Genomic DNA, 19,220 nt, shown 5'->3' with positions numbered 1-19,220 from the left:
CATCTTTGGCGCGCCGCTCAACCCAAAAGATTGCGCGCCGTGCGCATGAAGATCCGCGAGCCGATCGGGATGAGATCGTCGGGGAAATCATAGTCGGGATTGTGCAGCGAGGGGGTGCGCTCGCCGGCGCCGAGGAAGAACATCGCCGACTTGGCATTGTGGCCGAAAATGCCGAAATCCTCAGAGGCGCGCATCGGCAGCGTCTCCTCGCTGCGTAAAACGCCTTCCTCGTCGAGCGCGCGGTTGAGATGCTCCACCGCGTCCGGCGCGTTGACGCTGGCGACGAAGATTTCGTGATAGTCGAAGCGCACGGTAACGCCGTGCCTGGCGGCGATTTTTGCCGCAAGCGCTTCCGCGGCGGCGACCTGTTCGGCCATGCGCTCGTCGCGGCGCGTGCGCAGCGTCGCCCACACTTCCGCGTAGCCGGGCGCGATGCCGAACACGGCTTCGCCCATCGCGCAATGGGTGACGGTCACCATGCCGAAATCCTCATCAGCGAAGGTCCCGCGCCCGAGCGCTGGGAGCGCCGGCATCAGCTCGCTCACTGCCGGCATCGGCGAGGTGCCGGTTTCCGGCATCGAGGAATGCGCGGTCTTGCCCTCGAGCACGATGCGCATGCCGCGCGAGGCGCAGTTGACGGTGCCGGCCTTCAGCCGCGCCTCGCCGAACGGCACGCCCGGCAGGTTGTGCAGCGAAAACGCGAAATCAGGCTGAATCTCGCCGAAGCGCGGATCGGCGACAACGCCGGCCGCGCCGTTGCCGGTTTCCTCGGCCGGCTGGAACATCAAGACCACGCGGCCGCGTGCCGGCCTTTCGCGCCCGAATTGACGGCCGAGCGCCGCCAGGATCGCCGTGTGCCCGTCATGGCCGCACATATGCGACTTGCCTGGCACCTGCGAGGCATGCGCGACGCCCGAAAGCTCCTCGATCGGCAGCGCGTCGAGCTCCGATCGGAACAGCACCGTCGGCCCGGCCTGTCCGCTGTCATAGACCGCAGCCACGCCATGGCCGCCGAGCCCGGTCAGCACCTTGTCCGGCGCCGTATCGGCGAGGAAGGCGACGACCTCGCTCGCCGTCTTCTCCTCCTCGTTCGAGATTTCCGGCTGGCGGTGCAGCTTGCGTCGCCATTCGGTCAGCTCGACGATGTCTCGATTGGTGAGGGTCATGGGTTGGGGCTCCGATTGGCTTGCCGGTCACACAAACACGATAGGGTTTTTCTCGCGCCGTGCCATGCCGATCAATTCCGATGGTCCATCGGCCTTCGCAAAAACAAAGCCGCTATCTGACCACCTTCACCTGCGGCAGGTCGCGGCTGATCGGGCGGAAGCCGACGCCGTAATACATGTACCGGGCGGCCGGATCCGCCGGGGCGCCGCGGCAGGCGACCAACATGCGCGTGGCGCCCGCGGCTTTCGCCAGCCGCATGCCGTGCAATTGCAAGGCGGTGCCCAGTCCGCGCCGGCGAAAATCGCGATGCGTGCCGACCGGTTCGAATTCGGCGGTCCGCGTCGTCTCGTCCAGCCAGATGATCGCGGTGGCGGCCAGCGTGTCGTCGGGCGCGGCGATGAGCACATGCAGGTCGCCCCGGTACGGCCAGGTCCGCCGCACGCGTTCGAACGCGGCCTCGTTGAAGCGCGACGCCGGCGACCTCATCGTACCAGTCGAGGATTTGCCCGAGCATCGCGGCGCGGTGCGGATGCGTCTGCCAGATCAGATTGGCGGTCTCGACCTCGTGCACCGTGCCGCCGCCGGGCGGCACCCGATGGGGCAGGCAGGCCCATCCCCATGCCGCCAGCCGCCCATCCACGAACCACAGCCGATGCCGCCAGAAGGGGCTGAGCGCATCGAAATCCTTGGCCCAGACCCAGGCCAATTCGCCGATTGTCGCATCGCCGTTAAGCAGTTCCGGCCGCAGCGCCGTCACGTCCTGGGCGAGGCCCTGCATCAGCCTGAGCTCGGTCGGGCCAAGAGTGTCCATGCTCCACCGTTTATTCCGGCAGCCCCGCGAGCCGCAGCGCGTCGGTCACCTCATCGATAATCCCAGGCGCAATCCCGACGGCCGCCGTCCAGCCGCTGATCGTGAAATGCGCATCGAGCGCCATCAGCCGCCTGGCGGAGGCCTTTGCCTCCTCGATCCGCCCGACCCTGGCCAGCGGCGCCGCTAGCCAGCCATGCAGGATGCTGAAGCCCGGGGTCATCTCTACCGCGCGGCGGCCGGCAATGATGGCTTGTTCATGCCGGCCAGACAGAAAATTGCCGAAGCCGATAATGCCTTGCGGCACGCAGCTCATGGCGTCGAGCGGCGAGAGCCGCATCGCCTGCTCGCACCAGGCGATGGCGCGTGCCGCATCGCCGCCATAGGCCACCGGCACGCAGCCGAAGGCATAGACGAAGGCGCAGGAGGCGCTGAGCAAAAGCGCCGCGGCAAACGCCTCGTCGGCAAGCCTGCGGTCATGCTCGACCAGACCGATGGTGAAGCCGGCCAAGGCCAGCGCCATGGCGTCGCCCGACCCATGTTCGATCGCCGCATGAGCGTGGCGGGCCGCCCTGTCGCGATGCTCTGCTTTGAGACCGCCGCGGATGAACAGGGTCTGGTGTGCCCAGGCGGCAAAGCCGTGGGCGAGTGCGTAGGTCGGCTCGATGGCCAGAGCCTGGTCGAGCAGCGGCAGGCCCTTGGCCGCACCTTGCGGCATGAAAGTGTAGACGGCGGGGAGCGCCCGTAGCAGAAGGTCGTAGGCATCGAGACTGTTGGGCCGCTGGCGCTTGACGCGTTCGATCTCGGCCCGGCGCAGGTTGGGCTCGATCGCCGCCACCACGGAGATGGTGATCTCGTCCTGCAGCGCGAACACGTCGGTGAGGTCGCGATCGTATCGCTCGGCCCACAGATGGCTGCCGTCCTCGGCATCGATGAGCTGTCCGGTGATGCGCACGCGGTTGCCCACCTTGCGCACCGACCCTTCCAGCACATAAAGCACGCCGAGCTCGCGCCCGACCTGCTTTACGTCCACCGCGCGGCCCTTGTAGGTGAAGCTCGAATTCCGCGCGATGACGAACAGCCAGCGGATACGCGACAGACCGGTGATGATGTCCTCGACCATGCCGTCGGCGAAATAATCCTGTTCCGCATCGCCGCTCATGTTCTGGAAGGGCAGCACGGCGATCGACGGGCGGGCGGAAGGCTCGGGGCAGGGCGGCTCCTCTACCGAAGGGAGCGGCTGCGCCCCGCCTTCCTCGCGCACGCTGCCGACGAAGCGAAAGCCGCGGCGCAGGATGGTTCGGACGAGCCGCTGCTGCTCGCCGCTGTCCTGGAGGGCATTGCGGGCAGCGTTGACGCGGCTGGCCAAAGTCGCGTCGGAAACGATGCGGCCCTGCCACACGGCGTCGACCAGGTCGTCCTTGCTCACCACCCGGTCGCGGTTGCGGATCAGATATTGCAGAAGATCGAACACTTGCGGCTCGACGGCGATCAGGTCGCTGCCGCGGCGCAATTCGCGCCGGTCGCCGTCCAGTGCAAAGTCCTCGAAATGATACGCCAAAATCAATTGCTCCGGGCCGCGCCGTGAATATGGGACACTCTAATCGCGTCGGGCACGCAAAATCAAAGCGATCTCAAGGGAAAATCAAGAAGTCCTGAAGGCCGCCTGAAAGCGAGCCCGGCCGCGCCGTCGCATAGTCCTCCTGCAAGCAACGCAAACAACTTTGAACAGGAGAACTCAAAATGTCGACCACCGCAGCAATCATCGCTTCCGCCGCGCTCGCTCTCGGCGCAACCGCATCGGCAACCTTCGCGGCCAAGGCCGAGCCAGCGAAATCCGTCGTCCTCGTCCATGGCGGCTTCGTCGACGGCTCGGGCTGGGACGGCGTCTACCAGCAGCTGAAGAAGGACGGCTACGACGTCACCATCGTCCAGAACCCGACCACCTCCTTGGCCGACGACGTCACCGTCACCAGGCGCGCCATCGCCGCCGCCAAGGGCGACGTCATCCTGGTCGGCCATTCCTATGGCGGCGTCGTGGTGTCGGAAGCCGGCACCGATCCCAAGGTGAAGAGCGTCGTCTATATCGCCGCCTTCGCGCCGGACGCCGGCGAGTCGGTCTCCTCGCTGATCGCCAACCCGCCTGCTGGCGCTCCGGTGCCCCCGATCCTGCCGCCCGTCGACGGCTTCCTGATGCTGGACAAGGCGAAGTTCGCCGCCTCCTTCGCCGCCGACGTCAAGCCCGAACTCGCGTCCTTCATGGCCGACTCGCAGGTTCCGTGGGGTGTGGCGGCGCTTGAAGGCAAGGTCACTCAGCCGGCCTGGAAGGTGAAGCCGTCATGGTACCTCGTCGCCACCGACGACCACATGATCCCGCCGCCGGCGCAGCGCCAGATGGCCAGCCGCGCCAAGGCGACGACGGTGGAAGTGGCCGGCAGCCACGCCGTCTATGTCTCCAACCCCAAGGCCGTCGCCGACCTTATCGAAAAGGCCGCCGCCGCGAAAAACTGAAACCGCTTTATCCTTGCGAACAGCCCGGACGCCTGGCGGCGCCCGGGCTTTCCGGCTGCCGCGCCGGCCCCTGATCGAGAAATGCACCGTAAACCGCTGAAATCCTTAACACGATTTTCATTCCGCTCGCCTAACCACTATGGCCATGACAGGGCATGATGAGCGGCTGGTTGCAGGTCTCTCCTCTGAGGGACGCAGCGAAGCCGTGGAAGCAGGCATCCTGCGCGACCAGCTTGCGGATCTGAGCAAGTGCGTCTTCATCTCGATGCCCATAGGCACGGTGCTCTCGGCCCTGATCCTGGCGGTGCAGCTCTTGTCGGGCGGCGGCCTTGCCGCGGTGCTGTGGTTTATCGCGATCGCCTTGATCAATGGCGCGCGTGTGGTGCTTGCCGCTGTTCAGTCGGATGCTGCCGACGACAGGCCGGAGGCGGTGGGTGCGCGGCTTTCCCTCTATGGCCTGCTGGCGCTGGCGTCGGGCGTCGCCTGGTCTTTCCTGGCGCTGCTCAGCGACGGATACACCACGCCGCAGGCGCCGCTCTATCTGATCGTGCTTGCCGGCACCTCGGCCGGTTCGGTCACTTATGGAACCTCCTACGTGCCGGCTTCGATCAACTTCATCGTGCTGCCGCTTCTCACCGCCGCCGGCTGCGTGTTCGCGCAAGGCGGCGTCGAAAATGGCGTGCTCGCCTTCACGATCCTGCTTTTTCTCGGCGGCATGATCAGGAGCGCGCTGCTCGGACAGTCCCGTTTCCGCGAGACCAGCCGCCTCAAATACGAGGCGCGCGAATTCGCCGCCGAGATGGAGCGCAATTCCAGGCGGGACCCGCTGACCAACCTTCTCAACCGCTACGGGCTGGAGCAGGCGATCGCCAAGCTCGGGCTTTCCGACGGCCCGTTCGTCGCCATGCTGATCGACCTCGACGGCTTCAAATCCGTCAACGACACCTATGGCCACAACATTGGCGACGACCTTTTGGTCAAGGTGGCGCGCCGGATCGAGGACCACGCCCCGCGGGGCGCTACGATCGCGCGCATCGGCGGCGACGAGTTCGTGCTGCTTTTCTCCGCCGACAGGTGTCCGCAGCAGGCCGGCGAGCTTGCGTCGGCCATCATCGCGGCCATCGCCAATCCGGATCCGGAGCTGAATTCGGTGCGCGTCGGCGCCTCGATCGGCATCTATCAGGCGGAAAAGCCACGCCTGACGGAAATGCTGCTCAAGGCCGATTTCGCGCTCTATGCGGCCAAGCGCGGCGGCAGGAACGAATATTGCCTGTTCGACGCGGAGCTCGACGCCGCGCTGGAACGCAAGAACCGCATCGAGCGCGACCTGCGCGGCGCGATCGAGGCAGGCCGGCTCTGCTCCTGGTTCCAGCCGCTGGTGCGGCTCGACAGCAACGCGGTCGTCGGCTTCGAGGCGCTGCTGCGCTGGCATCATGACGTCCATGGCGCCATCTCGCCGCCCGAGATCGTCACCGCCGCGCGCGAAACCGGCCTGCTTTCGCTTCTTACCGAGACGGTGTTCCTCAACTGCTGCGCCATGATCGGTGAACTCGTGAAGCAGGGGCGCGGCGATGTTCGGGTCGCGATGAACCTTTCGCCGCGCGAGCTCGAGGCCGGCAATGTCGACGACATGATCCTTACCGGCCTGCGGGCGAACAATGTGCCCGCCGCGATGCTCGAGATCGAGATCACCGAAGAGGCGCCGGTCGACCGCGACCGGGTCGACGAAAAGGTCGGGCATCTGGCGGATGCCGGCATATCGATCGTGCTCGACGATTTCGGCACCGGCTTCTCGACCCTGGTGTCGCTGAAGGACAGCCGCATCCGCAAGATCAAGATCGACAAGGATTTCGTCCGCGACCTGGCGAAATCCGTCGAAGACCAGGCGCTCGTCGAGGCGGTCATCGGCCTTGGCCGGACACTGGGGATCGAGGTGATGGCCGAAGGCGTCGAGACCGACGCCGACCGCATGATCCTGCGCTCGCTGGGCTGCATGATCGCGCAGGGCTATCTGTTTTCGGCGGCGCTGCCGATGCGAGACGCGCTTGCCTTCGACGCCGCCGGCAAATCGGCCGCGGAAGCTCATTTCGAGCCGCAGCGCAATCCCCGCAGCGGCAACGCCGCCTGATCGGTCGCTCGCCCGTGACCCACCAGGCAAGCAGCTTCGAAAGGGTAGGGTTGCCGTGAGGCGCGGCACTCGGAGCGGCGGAGCGCTCCGAGGTGTGACGGGCGTGACTGATCGGGCCGAGGCTTGATTGCCACGTGGTTCCCCCAATCCGTCGCTGCTTCGCAGCGCCACCTTTCCCCCCTCCGGAGGGAAAGGAAGGGAGCCTTGCTGGACGAGCGTCGACGGCAAAAGCTTGGCGCCCTTCCTCTACCCCGTCGATCGGGGGAGAGGTGGCTCGGCGAAGCCGAGACGGAGTGGGGGTCGACCAGAGCTACATTAGACAATGCATGCGGTTCCTCGCCCCCGCCAAAGGCGGGGTGGCTCGGCGAAGCCGAGACGGAGAGGGGGAGCGCCCTCGGCGATTGGCGTGGGCGGCCCGCATGAAACCTTTTGATTTTTGGGCCGTTGTCGCGCGATGCCCCCGGCCAAGCACAAACCGAAACCGGCCGACAGCGCCACGCAGCGCGGTGCAAGCAAGCCGCGTTCGGCGCCGCTGCGCCAGGACAAGCCGCGCCAGTCGAAACCGCGTGGCGCCCCGAAGCCGCGCGCGCAGAAGGCGCGGCAAGACAGACTTCAAGAAGACCAGCTGAAGGACGACGAAGTCCGGCAACGCAAGCCACAGGCAGGCGAGAACCCGCCTGGGCAAAAGGCGCCCGCCGAAGCAGCACCGGAAGCCATCGGCCATGCCGGGTCGCCGCCGCCGGAGGCCGCCGAGCCGGGTCCCGCGCTTTCGCCGGAGGAAGCCGAGCGGGCGCGCAAGAAATACCTTTTGCGGCGCTTCTGGATCAGCGGTCGCGGCTATTGGGGTTTGCACGGCGACAGGCTCGCCTGGCCCCTGACGATCGGGCTGCTCACGCTGATCTGCGTCAATGTCGGGTTCCAGTACGGCATCAATCGCTGGAACCGCGCGATCTTCGACGCCATCGAGCAGCGCGACGCCCACACCGTCTATTGGCTGAGCGGCATCTTCCTGCCGCTGGTCGCCGGCAGCATCAGCCTGGTGGTCGCGCAAGTCTACCTGCGCATGACCATGCAGCGGCGCTGGCGCTCCTGGCTGACCACGGCCGTCATCCAGCGCTGGCTGGCCAGCGGCCGCTACTACCAGCTCAACCTCGTCAAGGGCGACCATGCCAACCCCGAGGCCCGCCTGACCGAGGACCTGCGCATCGCCACCGAATCGCCGGTCGATTTCATCGCCGGCGTCCTCAACGCCTTCCTGTCGGCCTCGACCTTCATCGTGGTGCTGTGGACGATCGGCGGCGCGCTGAGTTTTACGCTGGGCGGCTCCACCATCACCGTGCCCGGCTTCCTCGTCGTCACCGCGGTCATCTACGCGGCGATCACCTCGACCTCGATGTTCGCCATCGGCCGCCGCTTCGTCCAGCTTTCCGAGGACAAGAACCAGGCCGAGGCCGAGTTCCGCTACGTGCTGACGCGCGTGCGCGAGAACGGCGAGAGCATCGCGCTGCTCGGCGGCGAGGAGGAGGAGAACGCCGGCATCGACCGCACCTTCGCCGGCGTGCTCGGCCGCTGGGCACGGCTCACCGGCCAGCACATGCGCACGGCACTGGTCTCGCAAGGCTCCAGCCTGTTCGCGCCGGTGGTGCCGGTGCTTCTGTGCGCGCCGAAATTCCTCGACGGCTCGATGTCGCTGGGCCAGGTGATGCAGGCGGCCTCCGCCTTCGCCATCGTGCAGGGCGCCTTCGGCTGGCTGGTCGACAATTATCCGCGCCTGGCCGACTGGAACGCGTCGGCCCACCGCATCGCCTCGCTGATGATGTCGCTGGACGGGCTGGAGCGCGCCGAAGAGAACGACAAGCTCGGCCGCATCCAGCGCGGCGAGACCGAAGACGGGGCGATGCTCAGCCTCAACGATCTTTCCGTGACGCTCGACGACGGCACCGCCGTGGTCAAGGAAACCGAGGTGATGATCGAGCCCGGCGAGCGCGTGCTGGTCTCGGGCGAATCCGGCTCGGGCAAGTCGACGCTGGTGCGCGCCATCGCGGGTCTCTGGCCCTGGGGCAGCGGCAGCGTCGATTTCCACCCCGGCAAGCGGCTGTTCATGCTGCCGCAGCGTCCCTACATCCCGTCCGGCACGCTGCGCCGCGCCACCGCCTATCCCGCCGCCGCCGACAACTGGAAGACGAAAGAGATCGACGCTGCCCTCGACAAGGTCGGCCTCTCCTATTTGAAGGACCGGCTGGAGGAAGAGGCGCCCTGGGACCAGACGCTGTCGGGCGGCGAGAAGCAACGCCTGGCCTTCGCCCGCCTGCTGCTGCACGCGCCGGACATCGTGGTCCTCGACGAAGCGACCTCGGCGCTGGACGAGAAGAGCCAGGACAAGATGATGCGGACGGTGATCCAGGAACTGCCCCAGGTAACCATCATCAGCGTCGCGCATCGCGCCGAGCTGGAAGCCTTCCACACGCGAAAGATCACGCTGGAACGGCGCCAGGACGGGGCGCGGCTGGTCAGCGACGTCGAGCTCGCGCCGAAGAAGCGCGCGCGAGGCCTGCTGCAGCGCGCGCTGTGGGGCAGCGGCGGGAATGGCAGCAAGGGGTAAGGGCACTCTAACGTGGCGCGTAATCGCCAGCGGCGCTCCCCCGCTCCGTCTCGGCGCTGCGCACCGAGCCACCTCTCCCGCACCTTTGGCGGGGGCGAGGAACCCAAGCTTGCAAAGGCCGCGCCCTTGCCGATTGGCATTTCCTCGCCCCCACAAAGTGGGGGAGAGGTGGCTCGGCGAAGCCGAGACGGAGCTGGGGCAGCGCCGGCATCCGCGATGTTGCACCCCACCTTTGTGCCAACCGACGAACCTTGACGCCGCAACACACCCCAGTCTGTAATCGCCGCAGGGAGGAACCATGGAAAAAATCATCCTGGATTGCGACCCGGGGCACGACGACGCCATCGCCATCCTGCTTGCGGCCGGCAATCCGAACATCGACCTTCTCGGCGTCACCACGGTTTCGGGCAACCACAATGTCGAGAACACCACGCGCAACGCGCTGGCCACCTGCACGGCCTATGGCATCGAGGTGCCGGTGGCGAAGGGCTCGCCCGGCCCTTTGGTCGGCGATCAGGTGCTGGCGATCGAGATCCATGGCGAGACCGGGCTCGATGGCCCCGTGCTGCCGCCGGCCTCGTTCGAGCTCGACAGGCGGCATGCCGTCGACTTCATCATCGATACCGTCATGGCGCATGAGCCGAAGACCGTCACGCTGGTGCCGGTCGGTCCCTACACCAACATCGCGCTCGCGGCCCGCAAGGACCCGCGCATCGTCGGCCGGGTGAAGCGGGTCGTGGCGATGGGCGGCAGCTTCACGCGCGGCAACATCACACCGGCGGCCGAGTTCAACGTCTATGCCGACGTGGAAGCCGCCGACGTGGTGTTCCGCGCCGGCTGGGACGTCACCATGGTGGGCCTCGACCTCACGCACCAGGCCTTGGCCACGCCCGAGCTGCAGGACAGGGTGCGCGCCGTCGGCGGTTCGATCGCCAAATTCATCCTCGATATCTGGGAATTCATCGCCACCACGCATGGCGGCCTCCTGCAGATCGAATATCCCGCCGTGCATGACGCCTGCTGCGTGGCGGCCATGATCGACGCAAGCGTCTTCACCACGCAGAAGGCCGACATCCGCGTCGAGACCGCCGGGCGCTGGACCAGGGGCATGACGGTCTGCAATTTCGAGAAGATGGGCGGCATGCGCCATTTCGGCGGCACGGCGAGCGAGCAGGTGAACTTCCGCCACAGCGTGGCGATGAAGCTCGACCATCAAAAATTCTGCGACCTGATCGTCGACGCGGTCGAGCGGCTGAGCGGCAAGAAGGCCGGCCGAGGTCGCGGCCTTGGCGGTTAGCGTTCCTCGCCTCCATGAAATGGGCTACGGCATGCACACATTCCACGCGGCTGGCCTTTGGCGATAGCGTGCATGGCAGCTTGGCGCATGCATTGTCTTATGCAGCGCTGGTCGACCCCCACTCCGTCTCGGCTTCGCCGAGCCACCTCTCCCCCGATCGACGGGGTAGAGGAAAGGCGCCAAGCTTTTTTGCGTTCAACGCCCGTCCAGCAACGCTCCCTTCCTTTCCCTCCGGAGGGGGGAAAGGTGGCGCTGCGAAGCAGCGACGGATTGGGGGAACCACATGGCAATCAAGCCTCGGCCTGATCAGTGGCGCCAGTCACAGAAGATGTGTGCATAGCGTAGACAAAGTGGGGTAGAGGTGGCTCGGCGCGCAGTGCCGAGACGGAGTGGGGGCCAGCGTCGGCGTCTGCGATCACGCGCCAAACATGCCCGCACTGAACAGTCTGTAGAGCGGCTCGCCGTTTCCAGGCAACGAAGAACCGCCTAGAGTTCCGCATGACAGACTGGAACCACCGGGGAGGGGAGCAGCGATGACCGACGCCATGCCACATGATCCAAGACCGCTTGCGGAGATCGCCAGCTATCACGCCCACATCTATTACGGCGACGCGGCTGAGCGCCGGCAAGCCGAATGGCTGCGCCAGCGCATCAGCGAGCGTTTTCGCGTGCGCCTCGGCAACTGGCGCGACGAGCCGGTCGGCCCGCACGCTGAGGCCATGTACCAGGTCTCCTTCGCCACCGAAGTCTTCGCCACGCTGGTCCCCTGGCTGATGCTGAACCATGGCGGCTTGAGCATCCTCATCCACCCCAACACCACCAACCCCAAGCGCGACCACCTGATCGACCCGATCTGGATAGGGCAGGCCCTCGGCGTGCATGGGGAAGTGCTGGGGGAGGAGGATGAGGCGGAAGAGGCGCTGGAGGTGAATACGGCGCCGACGCTGGGGGTGTGATGGGCGGCGCCGACAAGTTCTACTAAACAGCCGGCGGTCACAATGTTCAGTGTGCCGCAGAACTCCTAGTGAGAGTCAAGGCGGCTCGATTCAGATGCAATCGCCGTTTGTTAATCGGAGGTTTGTGCGTCTAAGATTCAACTTAGATGCCATCCATTTCAAAATTCACTGGACCACCGCGTTCATACGCTTTGGATATGAATTCGTCAAAGATGGCTTGGTTTCCCACAACGATTCTTTCTGGCATTCCCAGTTGTATGTACCGGATTGCCTCGCTGCAGGCGATAGCCGCTTCCAGCGCTGCCATTATATCTTGCTTCGGCACCGTGGCCGCTTCTCGCACCTTCACACGTAACTTCCCAAACCAGTCTGGATCGCCTTCCAGCACTGAGACGAACGTCGCGCGAAAGATTAATATGTCTGCGTCTGAGGGAATTAGGCGACGGGCAACCAGCCGTTCGAGCACATCTTTCGCCAAAGTGAGCCTGAGCGCGCTCGCCATGATTTCTACCCAGCTTAGTGCTCGCCGTAAGTTAGAAATTGCCGAGGGTACGAATTCGGCAAGATGAAATAGAAGGCGGTAAACGAAGGATGCGCTTTCCTTGCCCCCTACAGGGAGGAGTGTAGCTAGTACTGTTTGCGCTCCAAGCGCTATAAAGCTGTTTCCTGCCGTCGCATGCGACGGCGCATCCATTCCATGCGTGTCGCAGGCGCTCAGTATGACGATTGGGCGGCTACGCATCCTTGGCCGGAGTTGCCACACGTCTACCAATTCGGTGCCGATGCTCAGGCCTCCGACGCCATTACCGCTGTCATGTGCCCCATGACCGTCGAAGATCATAATAGGTGCGTCGGATGAGTTTACCGTTTCGACAAACTCATCCACCGTGGTCACCCGGCGGAAGTCCAGAGTGATGCGATTAGGCAGAGCATCATCGAGGCGGTCGAGCGCATGGCGCATGTCATCGCGAAGGGGATCGTCGGACGCGAAAGCACTAACTATTAGCACGTGCATTAGATCGTTAGGTAAGACAGCAGTCCAGGGCCGGCTGACCAGCTCTCCCATCATCAGATTGCCTGGCGTCGCGTTGATTCTGGATGTGTCATAGCGCATCGCGAGCGGAATTCCGTCTATTGGGAGAAGTTCGAGTGGTGCATCGGCGACTATCTTTATGGGTCCTCCGTGCTCCTTCAGAAAAGCGATCCGCTCGGCACCGACTGCCCTTTCCAGCGCGGCTTGGACGCGACCCAGGAGCTTAGGCGACTTCGAGCGCGCGTGGGGGTTCGGCGCTCGAATGTTTCGTGCAAGCTCTGAGAGTTGGGGAAAAACGTGATTCACTTCGGGCCGGAGACGTACGACCGCTGCACAACTCTGCGCGGCCATAAGGCCGACCCCGATGGTGTGGGTCACGAGTTCATGCTGGCGTTCGGCGATCAGTGTGGTCCACTCTTTGCTAGTCGCGAGCATGCGAAATTGTTCCTTATCAATCCGATGCGCGAGCCCCTTCTGATTTTGCACACGGCGCAGCATCATCATCGTCGCGGCGGCCAGGGGAGTTCCTTTGGGCGACAGGCGTTTATATTGATGGCGGAATAAAGCAGGTTCGGTGAGGACAACCTTCGGGTCCGGGAGATACAGACGGTTCCATTCGCGTAGCCCGTTCCCGTCTCGTGCCTTCAATACAGCTCTCGCACTTTCAAGTATTAATCGAGTGTAGTCGGCTTCATGCACGCTTGACCAATGTGGTACCTTTTCACCCAACGCACGCCCCATTCGTCGAAGGACCATTTGGTTTGGAATCGTGCAGTTGTGGCCTATCTCTGGTAGATCGACTGCAATCGGCTTTCGCTGGTCCCAGCGCGGGAGTGCGGCAAGGACCGCCTCAGCGCGGTCCGAAGAAATTTCGTCAGCGTGTTGGGAAAAGAGCGCAAAACAGTAATCACGAAGGGTGAGCAAGGTAAACTCGTCAGGCGGAATTCCTCGGGTCGAGCTTGCAGTTGTCACGTGAAGTACAGGCCTCGGTTGGCGCTTGATCCACGCTGCGGCGCGCTGGGCAGCGCTGTCCGTTCCAGTTAACAGCACCACGCAAAATCCCAGCTCATCCATAATGAGCGACTCAAGTGCAGGCACCATTAGCGGCCGCCAGGCTTGGTGATTCGCGCCACCCATACGCTGGGCGAGGAGAGGGCCTAACGGCCAAATCGGCTCCAAGACGTTTGCAGGCATCTCGACTAATGCCTCCATAGCCCATCGAAGAGGAGGCCACCCGCGCCCGAAGCCTTGGAAGATCGACATTTGCTCGATGGGCTCGTCATCCATGACGAGGAAGTATGATATCACGAGGGGGTCGATGGTCCCCGTGCGACAATCCGGTAAGCGGCCGGGCCAGCCCTCGGATAATGGTGTCGGCCGCAATCGAGAACGGGCCTCTGCTGTCATTCTACTCACAGTCCCCAGGTCGCCAATACCGTCAAGCAGCCTACCGACCTACAGCGGAGACAATCAATATGACGGACCAAACGATGGCACAAATTATGCGAGCCTCCTTGATCTCCATTCTACATCTACTGAGGCATCGATTCGCCAAATGGCAGGTGCGTGCGAAAATTCGCGGCCGACTACACGGGAGCAAGTTAATAAAGTAGGAATCAATCCGGCAATAGACTGGATCAGAGTTTGACCGAGCGCCGATGCCACAGACCTAAATTGGAGCGAAAATGGATGATTCAAACGACCTATTTGGTTCAATAGAGCCAAATAAGAAAAAAACCTCGAAGCAAATAGCACTCTTCAACCATAAAGGTGGTGTCAGCAAGACGACAACAGCCTTTAATCTCGGTTGGATGCTGGCCGAGAAGGGGCAAAAGGTTTTACTCGTTGACTGCGACCCGCAATGCAATTTGACCGGTATGTTTCTTGGGTTTACCGGAGTAGAAGACATAGAGAAAATTTATAACCAGCCCGGGATTAGAAATATCAGGGACGGCTTGGCTCCTGCATTTGAATCGAAGCCAATTCCACTATCTCCGGTTATCTGCGAAAAAATGAAAAAGCAAGAAAACTTGCTGCTTCTGCCGGGTCACATTGGATTGGCTGAATATGAAACGACCCTTGGAATAGCGCAGGAACTGTCTGGTTCTCTTGTAACATTACAAAATTTGCCTGGGGCGCTTTCACATTTATTTCAGATAACAGCATCGGCCAACGACGTGGATATAATTCTCGTTGATATGAGCCCAAGCCTCGGTCCCATCAATCAAAATATTTTGTCCACTAGCAATTTCTTTTTGGTCCCCATGGCTCCCGATTATTTTTCGGTAATGGCGACCGACTCGCTCGCCTCCGTGCTTCCAAAATGGCGAGATTGGTTGACTAAGGCGCTTGGCTCGAAGGTTTTGCAGGAGGCGACGTATCCACTCCCCAATGTGGCGCCAAAGTTTCTCGGAACCATTGTTCAGAAGTATCGTATTAGGAACGAAAAGACGCCTTCTACCGCCTTTCAAAAATGGATCGACGAAATAGAATCCAAGGTTACCAAGACTCTCTTACCGGCACTTGCGGAGAAAGGTATGCTGCTCCCCGAAGCGGCGTATAAGTCTGTGGGTCTGAAGATGGGTGAGCCATTATTGCAGATGTCTGATTTTAATGGGCTTATCGCTCAATCGCAAAAGCACAGCGCGCCAGTATTCGCATTGACCGACGAACAGCTTGAGCAGACTGGCATAGTATTGGAGAGAACCAAGAAATCCATGGCTCAGTTTGAGGGATTGTTTTCACAGGCGGCTGATCGCGTAATTAAGCTAATAAATTTCAGTCAATGACTGTTGCTGCTCAGCAATTCAAGGAAAATATAAAGCGAGTACATGCCCTTCTGGCGCTATACGACGCGCTCACGAGGCAAACAACATCGATTGTTGATCTTAGTGACTTGCTTCGTACATGTCACGTTATGGCCGTAAGTGCGGTCGACCATTACGTCCATGAAGTTACTCGAAGCGCCATGATGGAGATTTTTGATGGTGAGAGAACTCCGACGCCTGCTTACAAGCGGTTCAAGATCAGTATGGAATGCCTCTCGGGTATGGCGACTGTGGCGGCAGCACGAAGCAATGTTGAGGCCGAAATACGTCATCAGCACAGCTTCCTCTCATTCCAGCAACCTGACAAGATTGCCGATGCAATACGCCATGCCGTGGAAGTGAAGCTTTGGGATGAAGTTGGCTTTGCTATGGAAAAGCCTGCAAAAGACGTAAGGGATCGGCTAACTCTGATCGTTGACCGTCGAAATAAGGTTGCACACGAAGCAGATTTAGATCCAACTTATCCCAATACTCGATGGCCAATAAAGTCCTCCGACGTCGCTGATACGCTGAACTTTCTGACTGACATGGTTAGAGCGATAGATTCGCTAATCGGGTGAGTGTTTGGATTGCGAACGAAAGACTTCTAAGCGGGTGCCCGGCCGCTGGCCCGAGCCAGCAGGCCGGCGGGTTGATCGAGACAATTGGAACCGACTGGGGTTCGCTCCTTCGCGAAGCTCATTTTCTGAAAGAGCAGGGCAAATGAGGGAGCGCGGCGCGGAGTTCTTGGCGGATGGATCATCGATAATGTGATGCGCGGCAATGTGAGCGCGGACTTCGTCTCGGTTGCCGAACTGACGACCAAGCTGTTCGCCGATGCCAGGCCAGCAGGTATCGCCGAGGAGGAGATTGAAGTGGAAGGCGGAAGCGCATACGAGGCGATCCAGGCGGCGATAGTCGGCTCCGAGCACAGCGGCAAACCGTAACGATCGGATGGCCATCCATGGGAACATTAGTGTGCCCTAAAAGTTCTCTCAGCAAGTGTCGCACACCCAGGTGGAACCATGGCCGAGTTGGCATTTGCTTTTGTGTATTATTCGGGCCTGACCGGCCACGACATGGTCGGCGCCGTCGTGTCTTTGACTGCGGGGCTTCTTCTCTACAACGTTGTGCACGAAGACCGGCCAAACCGATAGCCGGCCCGACAGTCATGAGCGGCCCAGCTCGAAAGCGGGGGGGTGCCCACGAGCCGGGCCTGACCGGCGGGGACACGGACTAGATGCAGGGCGCCGGCTGACATTGCTATATAAGCGCATGCTAAATTATAGCCATCCGAACGCAGGACGCTTTGGTCTCCCGCGCGCAGGGCCTATGGGGTCGCGCGTCCCCACTCACCCCCCCGCCAATCTCGGCAGCAGAAAAATCTCCGCCCCCGGCGGCAATTCCTTCGACCACGTATCCCGATAAATCACCCCGTCGATCGCCACCGCGATCCCGCGGTCGATCCATGGCTCGATCCCGGGATACTGTTCCGCCAGCTTGCGGAACAGCTCCCTGATGTCCTTGGCCTCGATCTCGTGCTTGGCCTTGCCGCCGGCGACGGCGCTGAGCGAGCCCCAGAGCGTGACGGCGACCATTAGTTCCTCATCGGACGTGAGCTGAAAACCGCTTCGCGCTTTTCGGCATCAGCCTTCCCGCTCCGCCTCCAGCGCCGCCAGAATGCGCGGCGGCGACATCGGGATGTGGGTCATGCGCACGCCCACCGCGTTCGACACCGCATTGGCGATCGCCGCCAGCGGCGGCACGATCGAGGTTTCGCCCACGCCGCGCACGCCATACGGGTGGTTGGGATTGGGGATTTCCAGGATCTGCGTGTCGATCATCGGCAGGTCGGAGCAGACCGGGATGCGGTAGTCGAGGAAGCCCGCGTTCTGCAGCCGCCCGTCCTTGCCGTAGATATACTCCTCGTTGAGCGCCCAGCCGATGCCTTGCGCGGCACCGCCCTGGTACTGGCCCTCGACATAGGTCGGGTGCACCGCCTTGCCGGCGTCCTGCACCACCGTGTAGCGGATCACCCTGGTCGAGCCGGTCTCGGGGTCGACCTCGATGTCGCAGATATGGGTGGCGAAGGAGACGCCGGCGCCGTCGGCGACGAGCTCGCTATGGCCGGCGATCGGGCCGCCGGTCGTGCCCGACTTGGCGGCGATGTCCTTCAGCGACAGCGGCGACAGGTTGCCGTATTTCTCGCCCTTGGCGATGGCATGGCCCTTTTCCCAGACCACGTCGTCGACCGGGATGTCCCACATCTGCGCGGCCCGATCTTTCAGGATCTTGATCGCGTTGCGGGCGGCCGAGATCGTCGCCATCGAGGAGGAGAAGGTGCCGCGGCTGCCGTCGGTCATGTCGTTGTAGCCCAGCGAAGACGTGTCGGCGACGATCGCCTTGACGTTGGAGTAGTCGATGCCGAGCTCTTCCGCCGCCACCAGCGACAGCGAGGCGCGGGAACCGCCGACATCCACCGTGCCCACGGCCAGCGACACCGAGCCGTCCATGCCGATGTTGAGGTCCGTGCAGGTCTGGCCGCCGAAGTTGAACCAGAAGCCGCAGGCCATGCCGCGCCCCTGGTTGGCTTTCAGCGGCGCCTTCATGTGCGGATGCTTCTTCACCGCCTCCAGCGTCGGCCCGATGCCGATCGGCCCGTAGACCGGACCGTAGGAGGCGCGGGTGCCTTCCTGCGCGGCGTTCTTGATGCGGAAGTCCACCGCGTCCATGCCGATCTCGCGGGCGAGCTCGTCGATCGAGCTTTCCACCGCGAAGGCGGCCATCGGCGCCGACGGCGCGCGATAGGCCGCGGTCTTCGGCCGGTTGACCAGCACTTCGAAGCCGACGGTCTTGACGTTCTCGAGCTTGTAGCAGGCGAACGCCGTCATCGCGCCGATCTCGGCCCAGGAGCCGGCATAGGGCCCGCAGCTATAGCGCAGCGTCGCTTCCGCGGCGGTGATGGTGCCATCCTTCCTGGCGCCGATCTTGACGTCGATCGAGGTGGCGCTGGTCGGGCCCGAGGCGCGAAACACCTCGTCGCGGGTCATCACCAGTTTTACCGGGCGACCGGCCTTGCGCGACAGGGCAAGCGCCACCGGCTCGGCCCAGACATGGGTCTTGCCGCCAAAGCCGCCGCCGATCTCCGACGAGGTGACGCGCAGCTTCGAGGCTTCGAGCCCAAGCAATTGCGCGCAGTGCTGGCGGTAGACGAAATGGCCCTGCGTGCAGACCCACAGGTCCGCTGTGCCATCCGGGTTGACGCTCGCCACGCAGGCATGCGGCTCGATATAGCCCTGATGCGTCTGCTCGGTCTTGAACGAGCGCTCGACGATGAAATCGGCCTGGGCAAAACCCTTGTGCACATCGCCATGGCCGAACTGCGTGCGCTTGGTCACGTTGGAGGGTTTCGCCGGCTTTTCCTCCAGCCCCTCGGTGAAGACCTGGTCGTTGATCAGCGGCGCATGGTGCTGCGCCGCCTCGTCGACATCGGTGACATGCGGCAGCACCTCATAGTCGACCTCGATCAGCTTCAGCGCCTGGCGGGCGATGCGGGCATCGATCGCCGCCACCGCGGCCACCGCATGGCCGTCATAGAGCGCCTTCTTGCGTGCCATCGAATTGTCGAGGATGTCGTACATGGCGGCATCGCCGTCGGTGAGGTCGGGCAGGTCCTTCGCCGTGATCACCGCCTTCACGCCGGCGAGCTTTTCCGCCTTGGACGTGTCGATCTTCTTGATGATGGCGTGCGCGTGCGGGCTGCGCAGCACACGGCCGACCAGCTGTCCAGCCATGTTGAAGTCGGCGCCGTAGCGGGCGCGTCCGGTCACCTTGTCGATGCCGTCGGGGCGGATCGGCCGCGTGCCGACCGAGGAGAAATTGCGTCCGGAGTAGCGCGGATCGAAATTCAT

At 63.0% G+C, this 19,220-nt stretch carries 14 protein-coding genes; 8 read left to right on the top strand and 6 right to left on the bottom strand.

What is annotated here, in order from left to right:
- Window positions 1-17: 17 nt before the first annotated feature.
- From FJ430_RS25255 to FJ430_RS25245, 3 genes are all read right to left on the bottom strand, one after another.
- Window positions 18-1,166 (bottom strand): amidohydrolase, encoded by a 1,149-nt coding sequence (locus tag FJ430_RS25255; RefSeq protein ID WP_140703474.1) that lies wholly within the window; start codon window positions 1,164-1,166, stop codon window positions 18-20.
- Between the two features lie 112 nt (window positions 1,167-1,278).
- Window positions 1,279-1,653, bottom strand: coding sequence for a GNAT family N-acetyltransferase (locus FJ430_RS25250; RefSeq protein ID WP_210242087.1), 375 nt, complete (start codon window positions 1,651-1,653; stop codon window positions 1,279-1,281).
- A 335-nt stretch (window positions 1,654-1,988) separates the two neighbouring features.
- Window positions 1,989-3,536 (bottom strand): winged helix-turn-helix domain-containing protein, encoded by a 1,548-nt coding sequence (locus FJ430_RS25245; RefSeq protein WP_140703477.1) that lies wholly within the window; start codon window positions 3,534-3,536, stop codon window positions 1,989-1,991.
- Window positions 3,537-3,718: 182 nt separating this feature from the next.
- On the opposite strand from FJ430_RS25245, the gene FJ430_RS25240 reads away from it, so the two are divergent.
- The 5 genes from FJ430_RS25240 (at window position 3,719) to FJ430_RS25220 (ending at window position 11,469) form a co-directional block, all read left to right on the top strand.
- The gene (locus FJ430_RS25240) at window positions 3,719-4,486 is read left to right on the top strand and encodes an alpha/beta hydrolase (protein ID WP_140658502.1); all 768 of its coding nucleotides are present in this window, start codon (window positions 3,719-3,721) and stop codon (window positions 4,484-4,486) included.
- A gap of 205 nt (window positions 4,487-4,691) precedes the next feature.
- The gene (locus FJ430_RS25235) at window positions 4,692-6,614 is read left to right on the top strand and encodes a putative bifunctional diguanylate cyclase/phosphodiesterase (RefSeq protein ID WP_226891905.1); all 1,923 of its coding nucleotides are present in this window, start codon (window positions 4,692-4,694) and stop codon (window positions 6,612-6,614) included.
- A 454-nt stretch (window positions 6,615-7,068) separates the two neighbouring features.
- Complete coding sequence (locus FJ430_RS25230) at window positions 7,069-9,216, top strand: ABC transporter ATP-binding protein/permease (protein ID WP_226891903.1); 2,148 nt, start codon at window positions 7,069-7,071, stop codon at window positions 9,214-9,216.
- Between the two features lie 298 nt (window positions 9,217-9,514).
- Window positions 9,515-10,513 (top strand): nucleoside hydrolase, encoded by a 999-nt coding sequence (locus FJ430_RS25225; RefSeq protein ID WP_140703481.1) that lies wholly within the window; start codon window positions 9,515-9,517, stop codon window positions 10,511-10,513.
- A gap of 533 nt (window positions 10,514-11,046) precedes the next feature.
- A complete protein-coding gene (locus tag FJ430_RS25220; RefSeq protein WP_226891901.1) occupies window positions 11,047-11,469 on the top strand; it encodes a DOPA 4,5-dioxygenase family protein in 423 nt (140 codons plus the stop codon).
- 142 nt (window positions 11,470-11,611) lie between these two features.
- Here the strand turns inward: FJ430_RS25220 and FJ430_RS25215 are convergent, their stop codons facing one another.
- On the bottom strand, window positions 11,612-13,603 hold the full coding sequence (locus FJ430_RS25215) for a CHAT domain-containing protein (protein WP_140703483.1): 1,992 nt from the start codon (window positions 13,601-13,603) through the stop codon (window positions 11,612-11,614).
- 584 nt (window positions 13,604-14,187) lie between these two features.
- Between FJ430_RS25215 and FJ430_RS25210 the strand changes: the two genes are divergently transcribed.
- The 3 genes from FJ430_RS25210 to FJ430_RS25200 all read left to right on the top strand — a co-directional run bounded on the left by FJ430_RS25210 (window position 14,188) and on the right by FJ430_RS25200 (window position 16,256).
- Complete coding sequence (locus FJ430_RS25210; RefSeq protein ID WP_140703485.1) at window positions 14,188-15,291, top strand: ParA family protein; 1,104 nt, start codon at window positions 14,188-14,190, stop codon at window positions 15,289-15,291.
- Window positions 15,288-15,890 carry a HEPN domain-containing protein gene (locus FJ430_RS25205; protein WP_140703486.1) on the top strand — a complete coding sequence of 201 codons (603 nt, stop codon included), beginning with the start codon at window positions 15,288-15,290 and terminating at the stop codon, window positions 15,888-15,890. Before FJ430_RS25210 ends, FJ430_RS25205 begins: the two co-directional genes overlap by 4 nt.
- 192 nt (window positions 15,891-16,082) lie before the next feature.
- The gene (locus FJ430_RS25200; RefSeq protein ID WP_140703488.1) at window positions 16,083-16,256 is read left to right on the top strand and encodes a DUF768 domain-containing protein; all 174 of its coding nucleotides are present in this window, start codon (window positions 16,083-16,085) and stop codon (window positions 16,254-16,256) included.
- Window positions 16,257-16,661: 405 nt separating this feature from the next.
- Here the strand turns inward: FJ430_RS25200 and FJ430_RS25195 are convergent, their stop codons facing one another.
- Both FJ430_RS25195 and FJ430_RS25190 read right to left on the bottom strand, forming a co-directional pair.
- Window positions 16,662-16,907, bottom strand: coding sequence for a MoaD/ThiS family protein (locus tag FJ430_RS25195; RefSeq protein WP_140703490.1), 246 nt, complete (start codon window positions 16,905-16,907; stop codon window positions 16,662-16,664).
- Between the two features lie 48 nt (window positions 16,908-16,955).
- On the bottom strand, window positions 16,956-19,220 hold the full coding sequence (locus FJ430_RS25190) for a xanthine dehydrogenase family protein molybdopterin-binding subunit (RefSeq protein WP_140703494.1): 2,265 nt from the start codon (window positions 19,218-19,220) through the stop codon (window positions 16,956-16,958).

Source organism: Mesorhizobium sp. B2-8-5 (genome assembly GCF_006440675.2).
Classification (GTDB): domain Bacteria; phylum Pseudomonadota; class Alphaproteobacteria; order Rhizobiales; family Rhizobiaceae; genus Mesorhizobium.
This window is presented reverse-complemented; position numbering and strand designations above follow the sequence as displayed.